The 17,951-nt window shown below is 64.4% G+C and carries 9 protein-coding genes; all 9 read right to left on the reverse strand.

Annotated features, from left to right (window positions below):
* Positions 1-25 precede the first annotated feature (25 nt).
* Positions 26-2,446, reverse strand: a complete 2,421-nt coding sequence (locus tag MUN81_RS03645; protein WP_245115129.1) for a glycoside hydrolase family 3 C-terminal domain-containing protein — start codon at positions 2,444-2,446, stop codon at positions 26-28.
* 311 nt (positions 2,447-2,757) lie between these two features.
* The gene (locus MUN81_RS03650) at positions 2,758-3,585 is read right to left on the reverse strand and encodes a glycoside hydrolase family 16 protein (RefSeq protein WP_245115131.1); all 828 of its coding nucleotides are present in this window, start codon (positions 3,583-3,585) and stop codon (positions 2,758-2,760) included.
* A gap of 173 nt (positions 3,586-3,758) precedes the next feature.
* Entirely contained in the window at positions 3,759-4,628 is an 870-nt protein-coding gene (locus MUN81_RS03655; RefSeq protein ID WP_245115133.1) for a glycoside hydrolase family 16 protein, read from the reverse strand.
* 39 nt (positions 4,629-4,667) lie between these two features.
* Positions 4,668-5,471, reverse strand: coding sequence for a PKD domain-containing protein (locus tag MUN81_RS03660; protein ID WP_245115135.1), 804 nt, complete (start codon positions 5,469-5,471; stop codon positions 4,668-4,670).
* Between the two features lie 82 nt (positions 5,472-5,553).
* A complete protein-coding gene (locus MUN81_RS03665) occupies positions 5,554-7,059 on the reverse strand; it encodes a RagB/SusD family nutrient uptake outer membrane protein (protein WP_245115137.1) in 1,506 nt (501 codons plus the stop codon).
* A 36-nt stretch (positions 7,060-7,095) separates the two neighbouring features.
* Positions 7,096-10,239 (reverse strand): TonB-dependent receptor, encoded by a 3,144-nt coding sequence (locus tag MUN81_RS03670; RefSeq protein WP_245115139.1) that lies wholly within the window; start codon positions 10,237-10,239, stop codon positions 7,096-7,098.
* Positions 10,240-10,319: 80 nt separating this feature from the next.
* The gene (locus MUN81_RS03675; protein ID WP_245115141.1) at positions 10,320-12,767 is read right to left on the reverse strand and encodes a glycoside hydrolase family 3 N-terminal domain-containing protein; all 2,448 of its coding nucleotides are present in this window, start codon (positions 12,765-12,767) and stop codon (positions 10,320-10,322) included.
* 392 nt (positions 12,768-13,159) lie between these two features.
* Positions 13,160-15,199: a 7TM diverse intracellular signaling domain-containing protein gene (locus MUN81_RS03680; protein WP_245115143.1), complete on the reverse strand. Its 2,040-nt coding sequence runs from the start codon at positions 15,197-15,199 to the stop codon at positions 13,160-13,162.
* 71 nt (positions 15,200-15,270) lie between these two features.
* The gene (locus MUN81_RS03685) at positions 15,271-17,847 is read right to left on the reverse strand and encodes a DUF5686 and carboxypeptidase-like regulatory domain-containing protein (protein ID WP_245115145.1); all 2,577 of its coding nucleotides are present in this window, start codon (positions 17,845-17,847) and stop codon (positions 15,271-15,273) included.
* Positions 17,848-17,951: the final 104 nt, after the last annotated feature.

Genomic DNA, 17,951 nt, shown 5'->3' on the forward strand with positions numbered 1-17,951 from the left:
GCCAGTTGCCGACCTCCGCCGCAGCCTAGTACACCCGAAGCGGCCGGCTGAAGCTGTTGTTGCTTTCCAGCCATTCGGCAATGGCGTTGGTGCCATCTACCACGGCGCCCACCGTGAAGGTGCCGCTGGCGGTGGGTTTCCAGTTATTGGTGGTGGCGGCCAGCAGGCGGGCCTGGCCGGGCAGCAGCGGCTGCTGCAAGCCCTGCAGGCTGCCCACCTTGGCTTTGTCGATGGTGAAATTCACGCCCAGCTTGCTGCCGGTGGGCACGGGCGCGGTGCCCATGTTTTTCACCATGGCGTAGAACGTCACGGCCTGGCCGGGCTTGGGGAAGCGCGGCATCGTGAACACCTGCGTTACTTTCAAATCGGGTTTGGCGGTGGCGGCTTGCAGGGTGAGGGCGCCGCCTAGGGGCAGTTTGTCGGAGGCGCTGCCCACCTTGAAGGCGTAGGCGCCGGGGTGCACCTCGTAGGCTTTGGTTTGCTCGTTCCAGAAGTAGAAGTCTTCGGCCGAGAGCGTGAACGTCACGGTTTTCTTCTGCTTCGGGGCCAGGTTGATGCGCTCGAAGCCTTTGAGCTGCTTCACCGGCATGTCCAGCTTCGAGGATTTGTCGCTCACGTAGAGCTGCACTACTTCGTCGCCGGCCACGGCGCCGGTGTTGGTTACGTCCACGCTGATGGTGACGGGGGCGCCGGCGGCCACGGGTGCTTTGGGGGCCTGCAGGTTGCTGTACTGGAAAGTGGTGTAGCTCAGGCCGGCCCCGAAGGCGACCTCCGGCTTCATGCCTTTCTTGTCGTAGTAGCGGTAGCCCACGCCGTTGGCGTCGCGCAGGTCGTCGCCCCAGGCGGGCAGCTGGCTGTCGCCGGTGGGCATGCTCACGGCCATGCGGCCGGCGGGGTTGTAGTCGCCCAGCAGCACGTCGGCCAGGGCAGTGCCTGCTTCCTGGCCGGCGTAGAAGCTGTACACGAGGCCCTTCATGCGGGGCAGGCTTTCGTGCATGGCGCACACGCCGCCGCTCTGCACCACCACCACCACGTTGGGGTTGGCTTTGGCCAGGGCCATGATGAGGGCCTGCTGCTGGCCGGGCAGGGTGGCCGAGTTGTTGGCGCGGTCGTGGCCCGAGTTGTAGGCTTCGCCCTCCTGCGTGCTGTCGAGGCCGGCGGCGAAAATCACCACGTCGGCCTTGCGGGCCAGCTCGCGGGCCAGCTTGAAGCCGGTGGTGTCGGCGCTGTTCATGTCGCAGCCTTTGGCAAAGGAAATCTTGTCCACGCCCAGCTTGGTTTCCAAGCCTTGCTTCAGGCTCACGGCGTAGGGAGGCGTGGTTTCGGAGCTGCCGAAGCAGTTCAGGTTGCCCTTGTCGGCGTTGGGGCCAATGAGGGCAATGCGCTTCACCGAGGCCTTTTTCAGCGGCAGAATGTTGCCCGCGTTTTTCAGCAGAATAATGGACTCGCGGGCCGCCTGCTGGTTGAGCTTGGTGTGGGCCGGCGTGTTGGCGTCGGCCTTGCTGCCTTTGGGGTAGTAGTCGAGCAGGCCGGCCATGATTTTGGTCCGCAGCACGTTGCGCACGGCCGCGTCGATGGCCGTCATGGGCACGGCGCCGCTGGCCACCAGGCCGGGCAGGTCCTTGAGGTAGTCGTCGGAGCCCATGCACACGTCGTTGCCGGCCATGATGGCTTTCTTCGTGTCGTGCACCGCGTCCCAGTCCGACACCACGTAGAACGGGAAGCCCCAGCGCTCGCGCAGCACCGTGTTCAGCAAATACGGGCTTTCGGCCGCGTGCTCGCCATTTATCAGGTTGTAAGCCGACATCACGCTCAGCACGGCGCCCTCCTGCACCACGGTGCGGAAGTTGTAGCCGTAGTGCTCCATCACGCCGCGGTCCGTAAACAACTCGTTGCGGGTGTGGCGCGTGGCCTGCTTGCCCTCAATCATGAAGTGCTTCACGGTGGCCATCGCCGGCGTTTTCTGAATGCCGAAAGCCACGCGCGACTGCAGCTGGCCAATCAGGTAAGGGTCTTCGCCGCCGCTTTCGGCGCTGCGGCCGCCGCGCGGGTCCTGCGTCAGGTCGATGCAGGGGCCCAGCTGCTGCTGCTTGCCAAAGGCCCAGAACTCTTCGCCCATGGCCTGGCCCACCTGTTCGGCCAGGCCGCGGTGCCAGGTCGAGACCAGGCCCATGCCCGTGGGCCAGGCCGTGGCTTTCTCGAAGCGCACGCCGTGGGGGCCGTCGTCCATCACAAAGCCCGGAATGCGAAGCCGGGTGTTGTCCGGCGTGGTCATGAAGCTGTTTTTGGTGAGCTGAGCCAGCTTTTCCTCGGTGCTCATGGCTTTGAGCAGCGAGTCGATGCGGGGCTCCAGGCCCAGGCGCTGGGCCCGGGCGGCCGGGCTGGCGGCCAGCGCAAGCGCGGCCCCAAAGGCCAGGCGCCGGAATGTAGAGACGGGGTTTTTCATGCAAAAATGGAAGTCAAAACAGAGGCAGCACTGCAACGCGCAGTGCTACAGAAGGAACGAGCCAGCGCAAGCCAGCTCACCAACAGACCCGCAGGACCCGTTCCTTCATCGTGATGCCGGCGTTCCACTGGAGCGCGGCATCGGCAGCACCCGCCAGCCACTCATCGGGCCGGGCGGGGTAAAGAGGGAGGATGGCGGGCGCCTCACCCCCTGACCCCCTCTCCCAAGGGAGAGGGGGCACCGGTTCGTGAAGATGTCCGGCTCCCCTCTCCCTTGGGAGAGGGGCCGGGGGTGAGGCGCTACGCCCGAAATCAGCTCTTTTTCATCTGGTAAAACCGCACGTAGTCCACCAGCATCTGCTGCGGGAAGGCGGCTTCGTCGATGCCTTTCAGGCCGCCCCACTCGCCGCCCACGGCCACGTTCAGCAGCAGGTGAAAGGGTTTGTCCCAAGGCCAAGCTTCCCAGCCGGTGCGCTCGTTGCGCATGGCGAAGTACTGCTCGCCGTCGATGTCGGCCGTGATGGTTTCGGGCGTCCACTCAATGGCGTAGACGTGGAAGGCCGTGGTGGCGTCGGGCAGTTTGGTGATGCCCGTTTTCTGGTTGTTGATGCGGAAGTAATACGCCTTGCAGTGCGTGGTGGCGTGTATCACATTGGGGTCGTAGCCCACGTGCTCCATGATGTCGATTTCGCCGTTGTCGGGCCAGCTGTGGTTGCCGTAGGGGTTTTCATCGGGCAGCATCCAGATGGCGGGCCAAGTGCCACGCCCGGCCGGAATCTGGGCCCGCACCTCAATGCGGCCATAGGTCTGGCTGCCGCCGGGGCCGCGCGACACCAGCCGCGCCGAGGTGTAGGGATTGCCCGGCATCAGGGCTTCCTTGCGGGCTTCCACTATCAGGTGGCCGCCTTCCACGCGGGCATTTTCGAGGCGGCGCTTGGTGTAGTACTGCTCCTCCTTATTGCCCCAGCCGCTGCCGCCCACGTCGTATTTCCACTTCGTGGAGTCGGGCAGGCCGGTGTAGTTGAACTCGTCGCTCCACGCCAGCTTGGTGAAGGTGTAGCGCGGCTTGGCAGGCGGCGAGGGCGGCGGCGCTGCCTCGGCGTTCAGCAACAGGAAACCGGAAAGAAGGAAGGAAAGCATGGCGTTGAAATAAGGCCCGGCGCGGCAGAAACCACCGGTAGCCCGGGCTGATAATACCATCGGGGGCAGCCGCCCCGGTTTGTCCGAACCGGGAGCGGCTGCCGCCCTATCCGGCGGGGTCATATCCCACCAATTCCCGGCCGGACTGGTAGCAAGCGGGCGGGGTAGCGCGCTTATTTGTATTGGTACTGGCGCACGTAGTCCACCACCATTTGCTGGGGGAAGACGGTGCTGGCGTCGGGGTTGCCGTCGAAGTCGCCGCCCACGGCCACGTTCAAAATCACGAAAAACAGGTTGTTGAACGGGTTGGGCGAGGCGCCCCCGTTACCGAAGGTGTAGTACTGCTGCCCGTCGATGTAAAAGCGTAGCTGGTCCTTGCTGCGCACCACCGAGTAGATGTGGAAGGCGTCGGAGAGGTCGGCCGGCTGCAGCTGCGTGGTGCCCTGCTGGCCGTGCGTGCCCTGCGCGGTCTGGAAGTGCATGGTGCTGAGCAGCTCGCGGGGCTTGCTGCCGCGCACCTCCATGATGTCGATTTCGCCGCACTTGGGCCAGGGGTTCTGGCCGATGTCGGAGCCCAGCATCCAGATGGCGGGCCAGATGCCCTTGCCCTTGGGCACCTGGGCCCGCACGTCGATGCGCCCGTACTGGAAGTCCTTCTTGCCGCTGGTGAGGATGCGGGCCGAGGTGATGTTGCCCGAGCTCGACTTAATGGCCTTGATGTAGAGGTTGCCGCCGTTCAGGTAGGCGTTATCGGTCGAGTTGGTGTAGGTTTCGAGCTCGTTGTTGCCCCAGCCGCCGCCGCCTAGGTCGTACTTCCACTTGGCTTGGTCCAGCGCCGCGCCGTCGAACTCGTCGCTCCACACCAGTTCGGTGTAGTCGGCGTAGGCACGGGCGTCTTCATTGGTCACCGGCGTCACCGGCCCCGGAGGCGTCACCGGGCCGGGCGTGAAGGAACTGCCTTTGTCGGTGCAGGCCAGCAGGTTCAGTGCGAGGAGCAGGCCGGCCCCGTGGCGGGGCTTGAAGCGGAAGTCAGGAAATCTCATGGGGCGGAGGAAAGGAGGGTGTTAAGCAGCCAAACGCGGCTACTTCGCAACAAATTTCATGTCGAACACCACGCCGGCAGCCGTGCTGCCCGCGCGCACCAGCATGTGCTGCGAATCGATGGAAAGAATGCGGTAGGTAAAGCCGGGGGCATCGGTCACGCCAATGAACGGCGCCGGGGTGGCGCTGGCCAGCGTGAGCTGGGCCAGGCCCGGGCCCGTGGCGTTGCCAAAAGTGAACGACGTGCTCACGTTGCGTGGGGCATCGCAGGCGCCACCGGCCACGAAGGTCTGGCCCTTGGCGTCGTAGGTGAATACGTTGGCGGTGCTGAACGTGTACTCGTCATCGGCCTGGCAGGCGGGCAGCTGACCGGGCATGGGGTTGCCGGCGTAGTAGCTGGTGGGGTCAGAATCCGACGGGCCCACGGTGATGGGCGCAATCACGGTGTTGTCGAGCTTCCAGGTTTTCGAAGAGCCGCCCGTGAGGATGCCTTTCACGATGGCCGACACCTGCGGGAGCACCACGTCTTTGGTGGCCGACACGCTGGTGCCGCCCCGGTAGGCCGTGATGAGGCGGGCCTTGAGCGTGCCGCCGCTGGTGTAGGTGTGGCTCGCGGTTTGGCCCGTGCCCACGGTGCCGTCGCCAAACTCCCACTGGTACAGGAAGCCGTCGGTATTATTGGCCCGGAAGGTGGCCACCGTGGTCAGGCCCGTGGTGACCGTGGTCACGGTGAAGTCCGACGCCGGCACGGCGCCTTCCAGCTGGTTTTCTTTCTTGGTGCAAGAGGCCAGCAGCATCGGCGTCAGCAGGAAACCGAGGGCCGCGGCGCGTACAATATTTTTCATGGGTTGAATCTGGACAAAGGGTGAAAGAGCAAAACGGCTCGCCCACGCGCACGTGGTTTTCGCGGCGCGGGCGAGCTGTAGGCTAGTAGCCAGGGTTCTGCTTCAGGTTGGGGTTGATGTCGAGCTCGCTCTGGGGCAGGGGCAGCACCACATTGGTGGGCTTCACGCCCTTGGCCAGCAGCTGGGGCGAGGTGAGCAGCTCGCCGGTGCGCTTCATGTCGAACCACCGGTCGTTCTCGAAGGCCAGTTCGTACTTGCGCTCGCGCCACACGGCCGTCTTAAATGCTTGGGCACTGATGCCGGCCGCCACGTCGCGGGCCGAAGGCGCGTTCAGGGGCAGGCCGAAGGCGCGGCGCCGCACGATGTTGAGGGCCTCCAGGCCGCCCAAGGGCGAGGTGCCCGTGGTGGGGCCGGTGGCTTCGGCGTAAATCAGGTACACTTCGGCCAGGCGCATCACTTTGATGTTCAGGCCCGAGTCCCACACGCGGGTGTCGACCTTGCCGATGAACCACTTCTTGCAGCCGTAGCCGCTGGGCGAGCCCGGCAGCGAGGCCGGCTGGGTGCGGCCGTCGGGGTACACGTCGCCGGGCTTCCAGATGGTCACGTCGCGGCGCAGGTCGCCGGTTTCGTAGCCGGCCACGAAGTCGTTTTCCGGGATGTTGAAGCCGTAACCGCCCTGGGGCACAATGCTCTGGCCGCGGGGCCCGAAAAATTCGTTGCCCACAAAGCCCAGGCCGTCGAAGGTGTATTCGTTGCGGCCCGAGATGTACTGCACCTCAAACAGGCTTTCGCGGCCGTTGTCGTTGGCAATCTTGAAGATGTCGCCGTAGTTCGGGAACAGGCTGTACACCCCCGAGTCAATCACGGCCTTGGCTTGTTGGGCGGCGGCGGGCAGGTTGCCCTGGGTGAGGTACACCTTGGCCAACAGGCCCTGCGCGGCGCCCTTGGTCACGCGGCCGATGTCTTCGCCGGTATAGGTGGTCGGCAGCTTGGTGATGGCGTCCGTGAGGTCGTTCACAATCTGGGTGTAGACCTGCGCGGCCGGGGTGCGCGGAATGTTCACTTCGGCCGGCGTGAGGGGCGGCACCGTGAGCAGGGGCACGTCGCCGTAGGCCCGCACCAGGTCGAAGTAGTACTTGGCCCGCAGGAACTCGGCCTCGCCCAGGCAGCGGTTCTTGATGGCCGGGTTCATGCCCGCAATGCCGGGCACTTTTTGCAGCACGATGTTGGCCCGCCCGATGCCGATGTAGCAGCCGCCCCACAAGCGGTTGATGATGGGGTTGGTGCTCGGGATGTTGAAGTTGTCGAGCTGCTGCTGCTCAATGCCGTCGCCGCCGCCGCCGCCGCCGGTGTAGGAAATGTCGGAGCCGATGTCGCCGATGCCCCACAGGGCGTAGTTGTACTGGCCGCCCTTGCCCAGCTCGCTGTACACGGCGTTCACGGCCAGAATGGCGTCTTGTTCGGACTTGTAGAAGTTGGCGTCGGTGACCTGGTCGTTGGGGGCTTCGTCGAGGAATTTCTCGCCGCAGCCGCTCAGCAGGCCCAGGCCCAACAGGGCACCCCACGCGTATTTATGAAAAATGGACATAGTCTGGATGGCTAAGAATGAGGTGGGAAGAGGCGATTAGAACCCGATGTTGAGGCCGCCGAGGAAGGTGCGGGCCTGCGGGTAGATGCCGCGGTCGACGCCGCTGGGGCTCACCTCCGGGTCGAAGCCCGTGTATTTGGTGAAGGTGAAGAGGTTTTGGGCGCTCACGTACACCCGAATCTGCTGGGCGTTGATGCGGCCGAGCAGGCTGGTGGGCAGCGAGTAGCCCAGGGTCAGGTTTTTCACGCGCAGGTAGGAGCCGTCCTCGATGTAGTAGCTGCTCACGCGCAGGTTGTTGTTGGGGTCGCCGGCAATGGCGCGGGGCACGTCGTTGCTGGTGCCGGCGCCGGTCCAGCGGGCCAGCACGCGGGTGCCGCCGCTGGCGTTGCCGTACAGCGGCGCTTCTTCCAAATAGCGGTTCAGGTTGTACACGTCGTTGCCCTGCACGCCCTGCAAAAACACGCTAAAGTCGAAGCCCGCGTAGGTGAGGGTGTTGGTGAGGCCGTAGGTGAAGTCGGGGTTGGGATTGCCGATGAAGGTGCGGTCGGCGGCGTCAATCTTGCCGTCGTTGTTCAGGTCCTTGAAGCGGATGTCGCCGGGGCTGGTGGCTTTGGTGGGGTCGGCGTTCACGGTCTGGGTGGCGTGGTTGCGTACGTCTTCGGGCGTCTGGAACAGGCCGTCGGCCACGTAGCCGTAGAAGGAGCCAAACGCGTAGCCCGGCTCGTAGCGCACGATGTCGCCGCTCAGCGAGCCCTGGCCGTTGAAGGGCAGGCCGGCGCCCAGCGAAGTCAGGCGGGTTTTGAAGGTCGAGAAGTTCAGCGTCGTGTTCCACACCAGGCCGCGGCCGGCGTTGCGGAAGTTGTGCGAGGTCAGCGAGAAGTCGAGGCCGCGGTTGTAGGACGAAGAGGCGTTGCGGGGCACGTTCTCGTAGGTGCCCGACACCAGCGACACCGGCACCGAGGTAATCAGGTTCGGCGAGTTGCGGTTGTACAGGTCCAGGGTGGCCTCAATGCGGTTGTCGAACAAGCCCAGGTCGATGCCGAAGTTGGTTTGGTCGTTGGTTTCCCAGCGCAGCTCGGGGTTGGGCTGGCGGGTGGGCGCGCCCCCGAGGAAGATGGTGCCGTTGGGCCCGAAGGGGTAGTTAATCTGCGAGTTGATGGAGTAGAGGTAGGCGAAGCGGCCGGCGTTGTTGGGGTTGCCCACTTTGCCGTAGCCCGCGCGCAGCTTCAGGTTGCTCACCACGCGGTTGTCCTTCATGAAGTTCTCCTCCGAGATGCGCCAGCCCACCGACACGCCGGGGAAGGTGCCAAACTTGGCGCCGGGGGGGAAGGCACTGGAGCCGTCGGCCCGCACCACCGCCTGCAGCAGGTACTTGCCGGCGTACTCGTAGTTGAGGCGGGCAAAGTAGCTGGCCAGGTGCGAGGGCACCCCCAGGTAGCCGAAGTTGCCGAGCTGCGGGTTCACCGGGCCGTTGTTGAGGTTTTGCAAGTCGTTGCTCAGGTAGCCGTTGCGCGAAGCGCCCACTTCCTGGCTGTTGAAAAGCTGCGCCGACTGGCCCACCAGCAGCGTCACCTGGTGCTTGTCGGCAAACAGGTGGTCGTAGGTGCCGGTGTTCTCAATCAGGTAGCTGTAGATGGTGTTGGCCTGCGAAAACGCGCCCGCCGTGGAGTAGCGCGTGGTGTACACGTCGCTGCCCACCGTCAGCTCCGGGATTTTGGGGCCGAAGCTGTTGTTGTTGGTGAAGTTGAAGTCGACGCCCACGTTGGTGCGGAAGCGCAGGCCCTTCACGGGCTCCAGCTCGGCAAACAGGGTGGTCAGCAAGCGGTTGCGCACGTACTTGCGGTTGGCATACAGCTGGGCCAGGGGGTTCTCTTCCACAAAGTTGTCCTGCTGGCCGCGGGGCTCGTAGTAGTAGCCATCGGGCCGGTACACGGGCACGATGGGAATCATGCGGATGAGCTGCTGCACCGTGCCGTACTCGCCGCTGTTGGTGGTTACCTGGCGGTCTTCCTGGTGCGTGAGCTGAATGCTGTTGCCCAGCTTGAGCATCTTGTTCACCTGCACGTCGCCGTTGGCGCGCAGCGTGAAGCGCTCAAAATTGGTCCCGATGATGATGCCGTCCTGCTGGAAGTAGCTGCCCGACACCGCGTAGCGGGCCTTTTCGCTGCCGCCGGTGGCACCCAGCGAGTAGTTCTGCATGGCAGCCGTCCGGAAAACTTCTTTTTCCCAGTCGGTGCCTTCGCCCAGGGCGGCGGGGTTGCGCAGGCGGTCCACCACAATGGGCTGGTTGGCCGCAATGCGGTTTTCGTTGTTGATGACGGCGTATTCCTGCGCGTTCAGCAGGCCCAGCTTGCGCCAGGTGCTCTGCACGCCGCGGTAGGCGTCCACGTTGACGGTGGACTTGCCGGCCTTGCCGCGCTTGGTGGTGATGATGACCACGCCGTTGGCGGCGCGCAGGCCGTAGATGGCCGTGGCCGAGGCATCTTTCAGAATGTCAACGCTCTCGATGTCGTTGGGGCTGATGACGTTGAGCTGGTCTTCGCCCGAATCCGGCAGCGGAAAGCCGTCCACCACAAACAGCGGGTGGTTGTTACCGGACGAAGTGATGCCACGGATGAGGATGGACGTGCCGGCCGCCCCGCCCGGCGCGCCACCGTTGGAGGTGATGGTCACGCCCGCCGCTTTGCCTTGCAGCGCCTGCGTTACGTCGGCCACCGGCAGCGCCGCAATTTCCTGGCCGCTCACCGAGGCCACCGACCCCGTCACGCTGCCGCGCTGCTGGGTGCCGTAGCCCACCACCACCACTTCGTTCAGCTTCTGGGTGTCTTCCTTCAGGCTCACGCTCAGGGCGCCGGCGTTGGACGACGTCAGCACCACAGTTTGCGTGGTGTAGCCCACAAAGCTGAACACCAGCGTGCTGCCTTCGGGGGCAGTCAGGCTGAAGGCCCCGTCGGCGTTGGTGCTCGTGCCCACGGATGTGCCTTTCACCAGCACGGTCACGCCGGGCAGGCCGGCGCCGTCGGGCCCGGTCACGCGCCCACTCACGGGCACGTCGGCCGCGGGGCTAACCAGCCGGCTTTCGGCCTCGGCTGGGGTGCTGTGCGCCAGCGCGGGAAGCCCGCAAGCCAGCATCACCGCCGTGCGGCGGAGCAGCGCATTTAAGTAAACAGGTCGCTTCATAATGAAAATTGTGAAGTGGGTGGGAAAAAAATGTCAAAAGGTGAGGCCGCGCTGGTGAGAGGCGGCAAGCGTTGGACCGGTTAGTTGGTTGAGTTCAAAGGGACGCCGGGCGTTACCACAGCGCCCGTGGTTTTGGCGGGCATCGTGCTGCTGGTGGCGCCGCCCGCATAGCGGAACCGCGCCGTTTGGGTGCCCACCCGCAGCGTATACCAGCCGTCTTCGAGCTGCGGGCGGCCCTGGCCGTCGGGGTAGCTCAGGTCGCGCAGGGGCTCGATGGTGAACGTCAGCTCGCGGGTTTGCCCGGCGGCGTAAGACTGCTTCTCGAAATGCTTGAGCATTCGCACCGGCCGCGCAATACGGCCCACCTCGTCGGTCAGAAACCACAGCGTGGATTCCTGCCCGGCGCGGGCGCCGGTGTTGGCCACTTGCACGGTAGCCCGCAGCCGGGCGCTAGTGCCCGTCAGCACCGAGTCGCTGAGGGTTAGGCCCGAATAGGTGTAGGTCGTGTAGCTCAAGCCTTCGCCAAACTCGGTGAGCATGGTGCTTTTGTACTTGGGCGCGTTGGCCCCGAAACCGGCGGCGAAATCCGTGAGCCCGGCGCTGTCCTCGTTGGCGTCGTGGTGGTAGTTGGTGATGTGGCCGGCAAACTGCGGGTAGGTAAACGGCAACCGCCCGCCGGGATTGGTCGTGCCGCTGATAACTTCGGCCAAGGCCGTGCCGCCGCCATAGCCCGGCAGCCCCGCCCAGATGACGGCCGCGCTGCCGCCCGCCACCGCCCGGATAATGCTCGGCCGCCCGCCAATGATGACCAGCACCGTGGGCTTACCGCTGGCCTGGGCCGCGCGCACCAGCTGCTGCTGGTCGTCGGGCAGGGTCAGGTCCGAGGTGTTGCCCAGCACTTCGGTGTAAGGCCGTTCGCCCAGGGCCAGTACCACCGCATCGGCCTTCTTCGCCGCGGCCGAAATGCTAGTTAGCAGCAGCGTGCCTTTGGCGTCGCGGTAGGGGAGGGTCTCGACGGTGGCGTTGGGGTATTCCTTGCGCAGGGCTTGCACCAGCGTGGGCACGTCTTTAGGATATCCCTCTTCGGCCCGACCCTGCCAGGCCAGCGTCCAGCCGCCGCACAGGTTGGCGCGCGACTCGGCCGAGGGGCCCAGCACCAGCAGGCGCTTCACGCGGGCGGGGGCCAGCGGCAGCGTGTTCTTGTCGTTCTTCAGCAGCACCAGCGACTCGCGGGCCGCCGCCACAGCCTGGGCACGCAGAACGGGGTCGCCCACGCGGTCCAGCCGGTCGGCGCGCGGCATGGGCGTTTCAAACAAGCCGATTTCGTCCTTCATCTGCAGCACGCGGCCCGCCGAGAGGGCGATGCGCTCTTCGCTCAGGCGGCCTTCCTGCACCAGCTCCTTCACGTAGCGGCAGAAGTTGGTGTCGTAGGGCGTCATGGCCACGTCAATGCCCGCGTCGAGGGCCATCCAGGTGGCTTCCTTTTCGTTGGCGGCCACCTTCTGCACTTTCACCAGGCGGTTGATGTCGCCCCAGTCCGTCACCACCACGCCGCGGAAGCCCATCTGGCGCCGCAGCAGGTCAGTAAGAATGACTTTGGAGGCGTGCACGGCCTCGCCGTTGATTTCGCCGGAGTTCACCATCACGCTTTTCACTCCGGAATCGATTGCGGCCTGAAAAGAAGGACGAAACAGTTCCTGCAGCCGCTGGTCGGAGATGAGGGCGTTGGTGCGGTCCCAGCCGTTGCGGGGGTCTGAGTAGCCAAGAAAGTGCTTGGCGCAAGCCGCTATTTTGTAGGGCGCTATCTCGCTGTTATTCTGCGCTTCGCGCACAAACGCTGCGCCCATGGTGGCGGCCAGCAGCGGGTCCTCGCCGTAGGTTTCATACAGGCGGGGCCAGTAGGTGTTCACCCCAAGGTCTAGCACCGGGGCAAACAGCCAGCGGTGGCCCAGGTCGGCCGATTCGAGCACCGTGGCGCGCGCCGTCTGGCGGGCCAGGTCGGGGTTGAAGGTGGCACCCAGGTTGAGGTTATGCGGAAAGATGGCCGTGCCGCTCACGTAGCTGGCCCCGTGCATGTGGTCGATGCCGTAGAGGATGGGCACCTGCAGCCGCGACTCGCGCAGGGCAATGCGCTGCAGCGCCGCCGAGTAGCGCACCCACTGCGCCGCCGGAACCGCCTGCCCGTTGATGAACGAGCCGATGTGGAAATCCCGCACCAGCGCAGTTGCCTTGGCCGAATCCAACACCACATCCTTATCCTCGCCCGTGGTATTTATCGTGGAGATGTTGAGTTGGGTCATCTGCCCGATTTTCTCTTCCAGCGTCATGGCGGCCAGCAACTGCCGCACGCGGGGGCTGAAGGTGGCCAGCGTCGGATTGGCTACGGCAGCCGGGGCAGTGGTTGCGGTGCCGGGCGCCACGCCGGCAGTAGGGACCGCGGCCCGCTGGCACCCCACCGCCAAAGCCAGGCATAGGAATAGCGCGCCCTTGGCATGCCCGCGCCGGAGGGCAGGCAAATGGGTGCGCACGGAAGCAGCCGAAAGACGGACAGTAACCGATAAAAACACGAGCGTCAGGTGGGATGAGACGCTCAAATGTATGGGTGTGTGTTTGGCAAATGCAAGTCGCAAAACCGCCTAGGATGCCTGTATTGGCCGTTTTTACGCTTTGTCGGCTAAGTGCTTATACGCTTGCTGCACACGTGAAAAAACCGCTTTATGCCTCAACAGTACGGGCGGCGCCTTTTCGCAAATTCCCGCTTTGGGCTAAAAAACAACGAAAAAAAATGTCACAAATCGAAAAATAACTAGGGTCAGGACTGCGCCAGTTGCTGTTGCCTCTGAATTCAGGCCCGGAATACTGAAAAACAGGAATTAGTATAGAGGTAACGGTCACAATCGTTACCGGACAGTTTCGGTCTTTATTTTTCGGTTTCGGCGGGTGCTTCTTCGGCCAACTCGGCTTCTCCGTTGGCGTCCAGCAGCACGTGCGTCCAGGGCTCGCCGTCTTCGTAGTCGGGAGCTTGGCGGCGGCGCTGCAGGGCGGCCAGCACCTTCTGAGCAAAGGCCCAGCTGGTGGCTTGTCGCAGCTCCAGCACCCGCGCCAGCTCCGAGGGCGAATAGTTGCCCTTGTGGGCATGAAGCAGGAACACCGCGTACAGTGCCTTCACAATAGAGAATTTGCACTTCTGCAGCAACGTGCCGGCTGTGGCCGACTCCACGTAGCGGCAGCGGGTGCAGCGGCGGGCGTGGGGCTCGCGGGCTTCGCAGCTTTTCTCGTGGCCGCACTTGCGGCACCGGTAGCTGCCGTGCTCCCACTTCAGGCCGGCCAGGTAGCGCAGGCAGGCGTCCTTGTCGGGATAAATCTGGCTGAACTCGCCAAAGTCTACTTCGCGGGCCTCGATGCGGGCCGCCTTTTCGGCGTGCAGGTCGCGGCTGAGCTCAGCATTGAGGTTTTCGATGGCGGCCGACTGCAGGGCCAGCAGGCCGTTGGCTTCCAGCAGCTCGCGGTTCTGAGCGGCCACGGTGTCGTTTTGGCGGCGCAGCTCGGCGGTGCGCTGGGTCACCAGGGCTTCGAGCTCGGTGTTGAGGCGGTCTTTGAGCTCCTGGTTTTCGCGCATCTGCTCCACCAGGCGGTCCTGGGCCTGGTGCTTTTTGCGCAGCTGCTTCAGCAGCCGATGCTGGGTGAGCAGGGTCGTATCCATCAGGCCTTTGAGCTTTTCGCCCAGAGCGTAGCTCAGAATCACCACTTCGGCCACAAAAGCCGCGTAGAGGCTATACACGGTGTAGGCATTGTTGTAGAAGTCGATGCCCAGCTTGCGCATGATGAGAAAGGTGAGGCTGCTGGCCACCAGCGCCTGCGCCAGCAGCAGGTAGCGCGCCGGCCGCAGCCCGCTGCGGTACGCCCGAAAGGCCGAGTAGTAGAGCAGACCATAGGGCAGCAGGTAGAGCCAAAAGCTGAAGCCCGAGTGCACCACGGCCGCATCCAGCACCAGCAGCGCCGTGCTCAGCCCCACCACCCAGCGACCAAATCTATACAGGGTTGGCAGGCGCGAAGCCATGTCGAGGAAGCCGCTGGCGTACACCGCAAAGGTGATGAGCAGTAGCACCGGCGCCGCCGCCCCAATGAAGTGGTTCAGCCCCGGCCCGCCGGGCCAGAGGTACTGAAACCCCAGGCCGTCTTCGGTCAGAAACAGCAGCGTGCCGCTTAGCACGTACAGCACGTACGACAGATAGGTCTGCTCCTTCAGAAAGAAGAACAGTATCAGGTTGTACAGCAGCATGATGACCAAAATGCCGTAGAACACGCCCAGCAGCCAATACTGCGCCGACAGCTCCGGAATAAGCCCCGGCCCGCTATGCAGCATGGCCCGAAAGCTGGTGCGCGTATCGGAGTGCAGGCGCAGGTAGTAGGTGGCGGTTTGACCCGGCCGCGGCGGCAGGTCGAACAGGAAGTTCTTGTAGGGGTGCGGGCGGGTGGCGAAGGGCAGGCTGGCCCCGGTCACCACGCTGTCGTAGCTGGCCGTGGTTCCGGGGCGGGGCCGGAAAAACACGGCCTGGCCAATGTGGGAGTCGTAGAGCTCAAGGTACCAGGCGGCCGTTTCGAGGGGCGCGTGGCGCACCGTGATGCGCAGCCAGTAGGCGCTGCGCGTGTGGTCGATGTTGGCGGGGTGGCCCGAGCCGCGCAGCCGCACGAAGCGCCGGCTCCAGGCCGGGCTTTGCACCTGCGCCAGCGTGAGGCGGCCCGTGGGGTCTTCCAGCAGGCTGTAGTAATTATCGTCGAGGTAGATGGCCGACTGCGCCGGGTCCACCACCAGCGTGTCTTCGGGCGCGGCGTGCGCTGGCCATGCGCTGCCCGGCAGGCCCGCTAGTAGCAGGCTCAGGGCGAAGAAAAACCGCCTGAGCGTGCTTCCCAACGCCCGGCGGGCCCGGGACCCATCGGCATTGTCTGATTGTTGCATGAGGCGTCTAAAATACAAAAAGCCCACCGGCTTTGAACCGGTGGGCTTTCCGAAGCAGGAGGGGGCGGGCCTTACAGGCGGAACTGCGCGCCCACCTTGATGCCGAAATTCTGGTGCTTGGGCGTGATGAGCGTTTCGCGCTGGGGCTGGTCGCGGTAGGTGAGGCGGTGGATGAAATCGACCCGTATGAACTTGAAAATGTTCTCGATGCCGTAGCCCACTTCTACGTAGGGCTGCTTGTCGAGGGTGGGGATGGGGGCCAGCTCGTGGCCGCTCATGTCGCGGCGGGGCTGCGTGGTGTTGGTCTTGGACAAGGTGCCGTACAGCACGTTGGCCGTGCCCACCAGGCGCCAGTTGAGCGAGCGGATGCCGGGAATGCCGTTGAGGAACAGGCCTTCGAAGTGGTGGTCGAGCCGCAGCGACACCGAGCGGTCGGTCACGAACTCAAAGTAGTTCATCAGGTTAAACGAGTTGGCGTTGTAGAACGGCGTCTGGTTGCCCAGCGGCGTTTTGAGGATGAGGTAGGGCACTGCATCGGGGATGTAGCTGCCCTCCACGCGGTAGTTCAGGCGGCCCAGCTGGCCCACCGATGCGCTGTGCGTAATCAGGAGGTTAAATTTCTGGTACGGGGGAGGCGTCTTGGCCTCGAATAGGTTGCGGTAGCCGAGCGTGTAGCGGAACGTGAACACCGGCAAGCGCTTCAGGCCCACGGCCCGGCGGCGGTTCTCGCTCTGCACCAGGTTTTCGTCGGGGGCGTAGCGCGATTCCAGCACCGCTTCCGACAGCGTCAGGTCGTGGCCGATGGGCGCCGACGGGCCGCGGTCGGTGGTGGAATAGTAGGCAAAATCGTGCAGCGGCGAGATGTCCTGGTGGCGCAGCGTCAGGGTCTGGGTGAAGCCGTGGAACAGGTCGCGCTGGGCGCTGAGCGAGTACAAGTCGCGCAGAATGGGCCGGCCCTGTATGAAGCGTCCCCAGCGCGAGGCGGCCGAGAACAAGTTGTCGGCGGCGGTGAAGTCGTTGTCGAGCAATGCCACCTGCTCCACGTCGTGCCGGAACTCACCGCTGAGCAAGGTCCAGTGTCGGCGCTCGGCAATGTAATAGGTCCGGAGGCCGTATTTAATGCGGGTGTCGCGGGTGCCGTAGGCCACGTAGCCCTGCGTCACCCAGTCGCGGCTGATGCTGGGCGTGGTGCGGAAGCCCAGGCGAATGCGGCTGCCCTCGTAGTCGTTGTGGGCGTAGGAGGTGAGAATGGGGCCGATGTCCCAACGCCCCACGCGCTTGTAGCCGTTCACCAGCAGGTCGACCCAGTCGAGCAGGTTGCGCACCGACGGCAGCTGCTTGGCCGAGTCGAGCACGGCAAAGGTCTGGCGCTCCGACAAGCTGAGGGTATCGGGGCGGTGCTCGTCGAAATAGCCGCGGGCGCCACCTTGCGGCTGGCTCGACAGCAGGCCGCCGTCGCTCTGCTCAACCGGCTCCATCAGCGACGACACAATGGGCAGGTCATAGAAGCCGGGCTCGGTGTGCAGTTGGTTGCGCACAAAGTTGCTGCTCACCGTAGTGAAGCGCACCAGCATGGCGGCCTGCTTCTCGTAGGGCCGCACGCTGAGCACCAGCTTGGTGCGAATGGGCAGGCCCGGGCCGTCGCCCGGCGAGGTGAGGTCCTGGTAGATGCGCAGGTCGCTCACGAAGTTGATGTTGGCGTCGGGGCTGGCCACCACGTCGATGCGGCGCAGCGCGTAGCCTTCCTGCGTAATCCAGATGGTGCCTTTAAAGGCCAAGTCGTGGCTGCGCTTGGGCGTCACGGCTATCTTGTAGCACCAGTCTTTGCCCACAAACACGGAGTCCTGCAGCTCATAGTCGTAGGTGAGGCGGCCGCCTTCGGCAATGGGCGAAATGAAGTCCTTGCCCAGCACGTTCTGCCAGTTGGGATAGAAGTCGAAGTTCTGAAAGTTCGAGCCCAGCATTTGCGACAGCACCGAGCCCTCGCGCGGGGCCGCGCCGCGCATCTGCTTGTGCAGCAGGTCTTCGCGGCGGCGCAGCGGGGCATTGCGCTGGTACACCCGCGAGCCCACCTCGGAGGCAAAAATGGGCAGGGGGGCGTCGGCGTCGGCGGCGGCGGCGGCGCCCTGGCGCACGGCCAGCGCCCGAATGTCCTTGATGACCTTGCGCTTGGCCAGGTTGGCGGGCACGTCAATCAGGCTGGTTTCGATGCGGTTGTAGGAGTCGTACTCGGCGGCTTGCAGGGCCGAGCGTTCATTTTCGGGCTTGTGCTTCTGCACTTCGCGCAGGATGCGGAAAGCGGGGTTTTCAGGCTGGCGCGACGATACCACCACTTCGGCCAGCGCCACGCCGCCGGTCTTCAGCCGGAACAACACGTTTTGGGTGGGGGCGTCGCTGAGCTTGCGGCGCTGGGTGGCAAAGCCCATGGCCGAAGCCGCAATGGAGTCGGGGGTGCCCGTTACGGACAGCTTGAATTTGCCATCGGCGTCGGCCGTGACGCCCGCGCTGGTTTTGGGAACGAAGATGGATGCAAACGGCACCGGCTCACCGTTCGTAGCCTCCACTACCTGGCCGCTGATTACAATACGCTGGGCTGCGGCTGGCAACACCAACAGGAGTGCCAGGAGCAACGGAGCAAAAAATTTCATACTGAGTAGTAAGGAGCCAAATGCAAGAACCTGAAGTAGTCCGGCAATTTACGCAAAGCGTGAGCGGCTCCCAACTAGTTCCAAGCCGAAAGTATGAAAATTTC

This window comes from Hymenobacter sp. 5317J-9, from assembly GCF_022921075.1.
In the GTDB taxonomy this organism is placed as follows: Bacteria; Bacteroidota; Bacteroidia; order Cytophagales; family Hymenobacteraceae; genus Hymenobacter.

Bases quoted from the DNA above. Each gene is read 5' to 3' on its own strand.
- MUN81_RS03670 (WP_245115139.1), bottom strand. From the start codon at position 10,239: ATGAAGCGACCTGTTTACTTAAATGCGCTGCTCCGCCGCACGGCGGTG.
- MUN81_RS03650 (WP_245115131.1), bottom strand. From the start codon at position 3,585: ATGCTTTCCTTCCTTCTTTCCGGTTTCCTGTTGCTGAACGCCGAGGCA.
- MUN81_RS03680 (WP_245115143.1), bottom strand. From the start codon at position 15,199: ATGCAACAATCAGACAATGCCGATGGGTCCCGGGCCCGCCGGGCGTTG.
- MUN81_RS03660 (WP_245115135.1), bottom strand. From the start codon at position 5,471: ATGAAAAATATTGTACGCGCCGCGGCCCTCGGTTTCCTGCTGACGCCG.
- MUN81_RS03645 (WP_245115129.1), bottom strand. From the start codon at position 2,446: ATGAAAAACCCCGTCTCTACATTCCGGCGCCTGGCCTTTGGGGCCGCG.
- MUN81_RS03665 (WP_245115137.1), bottom strand. From the start codon at position 7,059: ATGTCCATTTTTCATAAATACGCGTGGGGTGCCCTGTTGGGCCTGGGC.
- MUN81_RS03655 (WP_245115133.1), bottom strand. From the start codon at position 4,628: ATGAGATTTCCTGACTTCCGCTTCAAGCCCCGCCACGGGGCCGGCCTG.
- MUN81_RS03685 (WP_245115145.1), bottom strand. From the start codon at position 17,847: ATGAAATTTTTTGCTCCGTTGCTCCTGGCACTCCTGTTGGTGTTGCCA.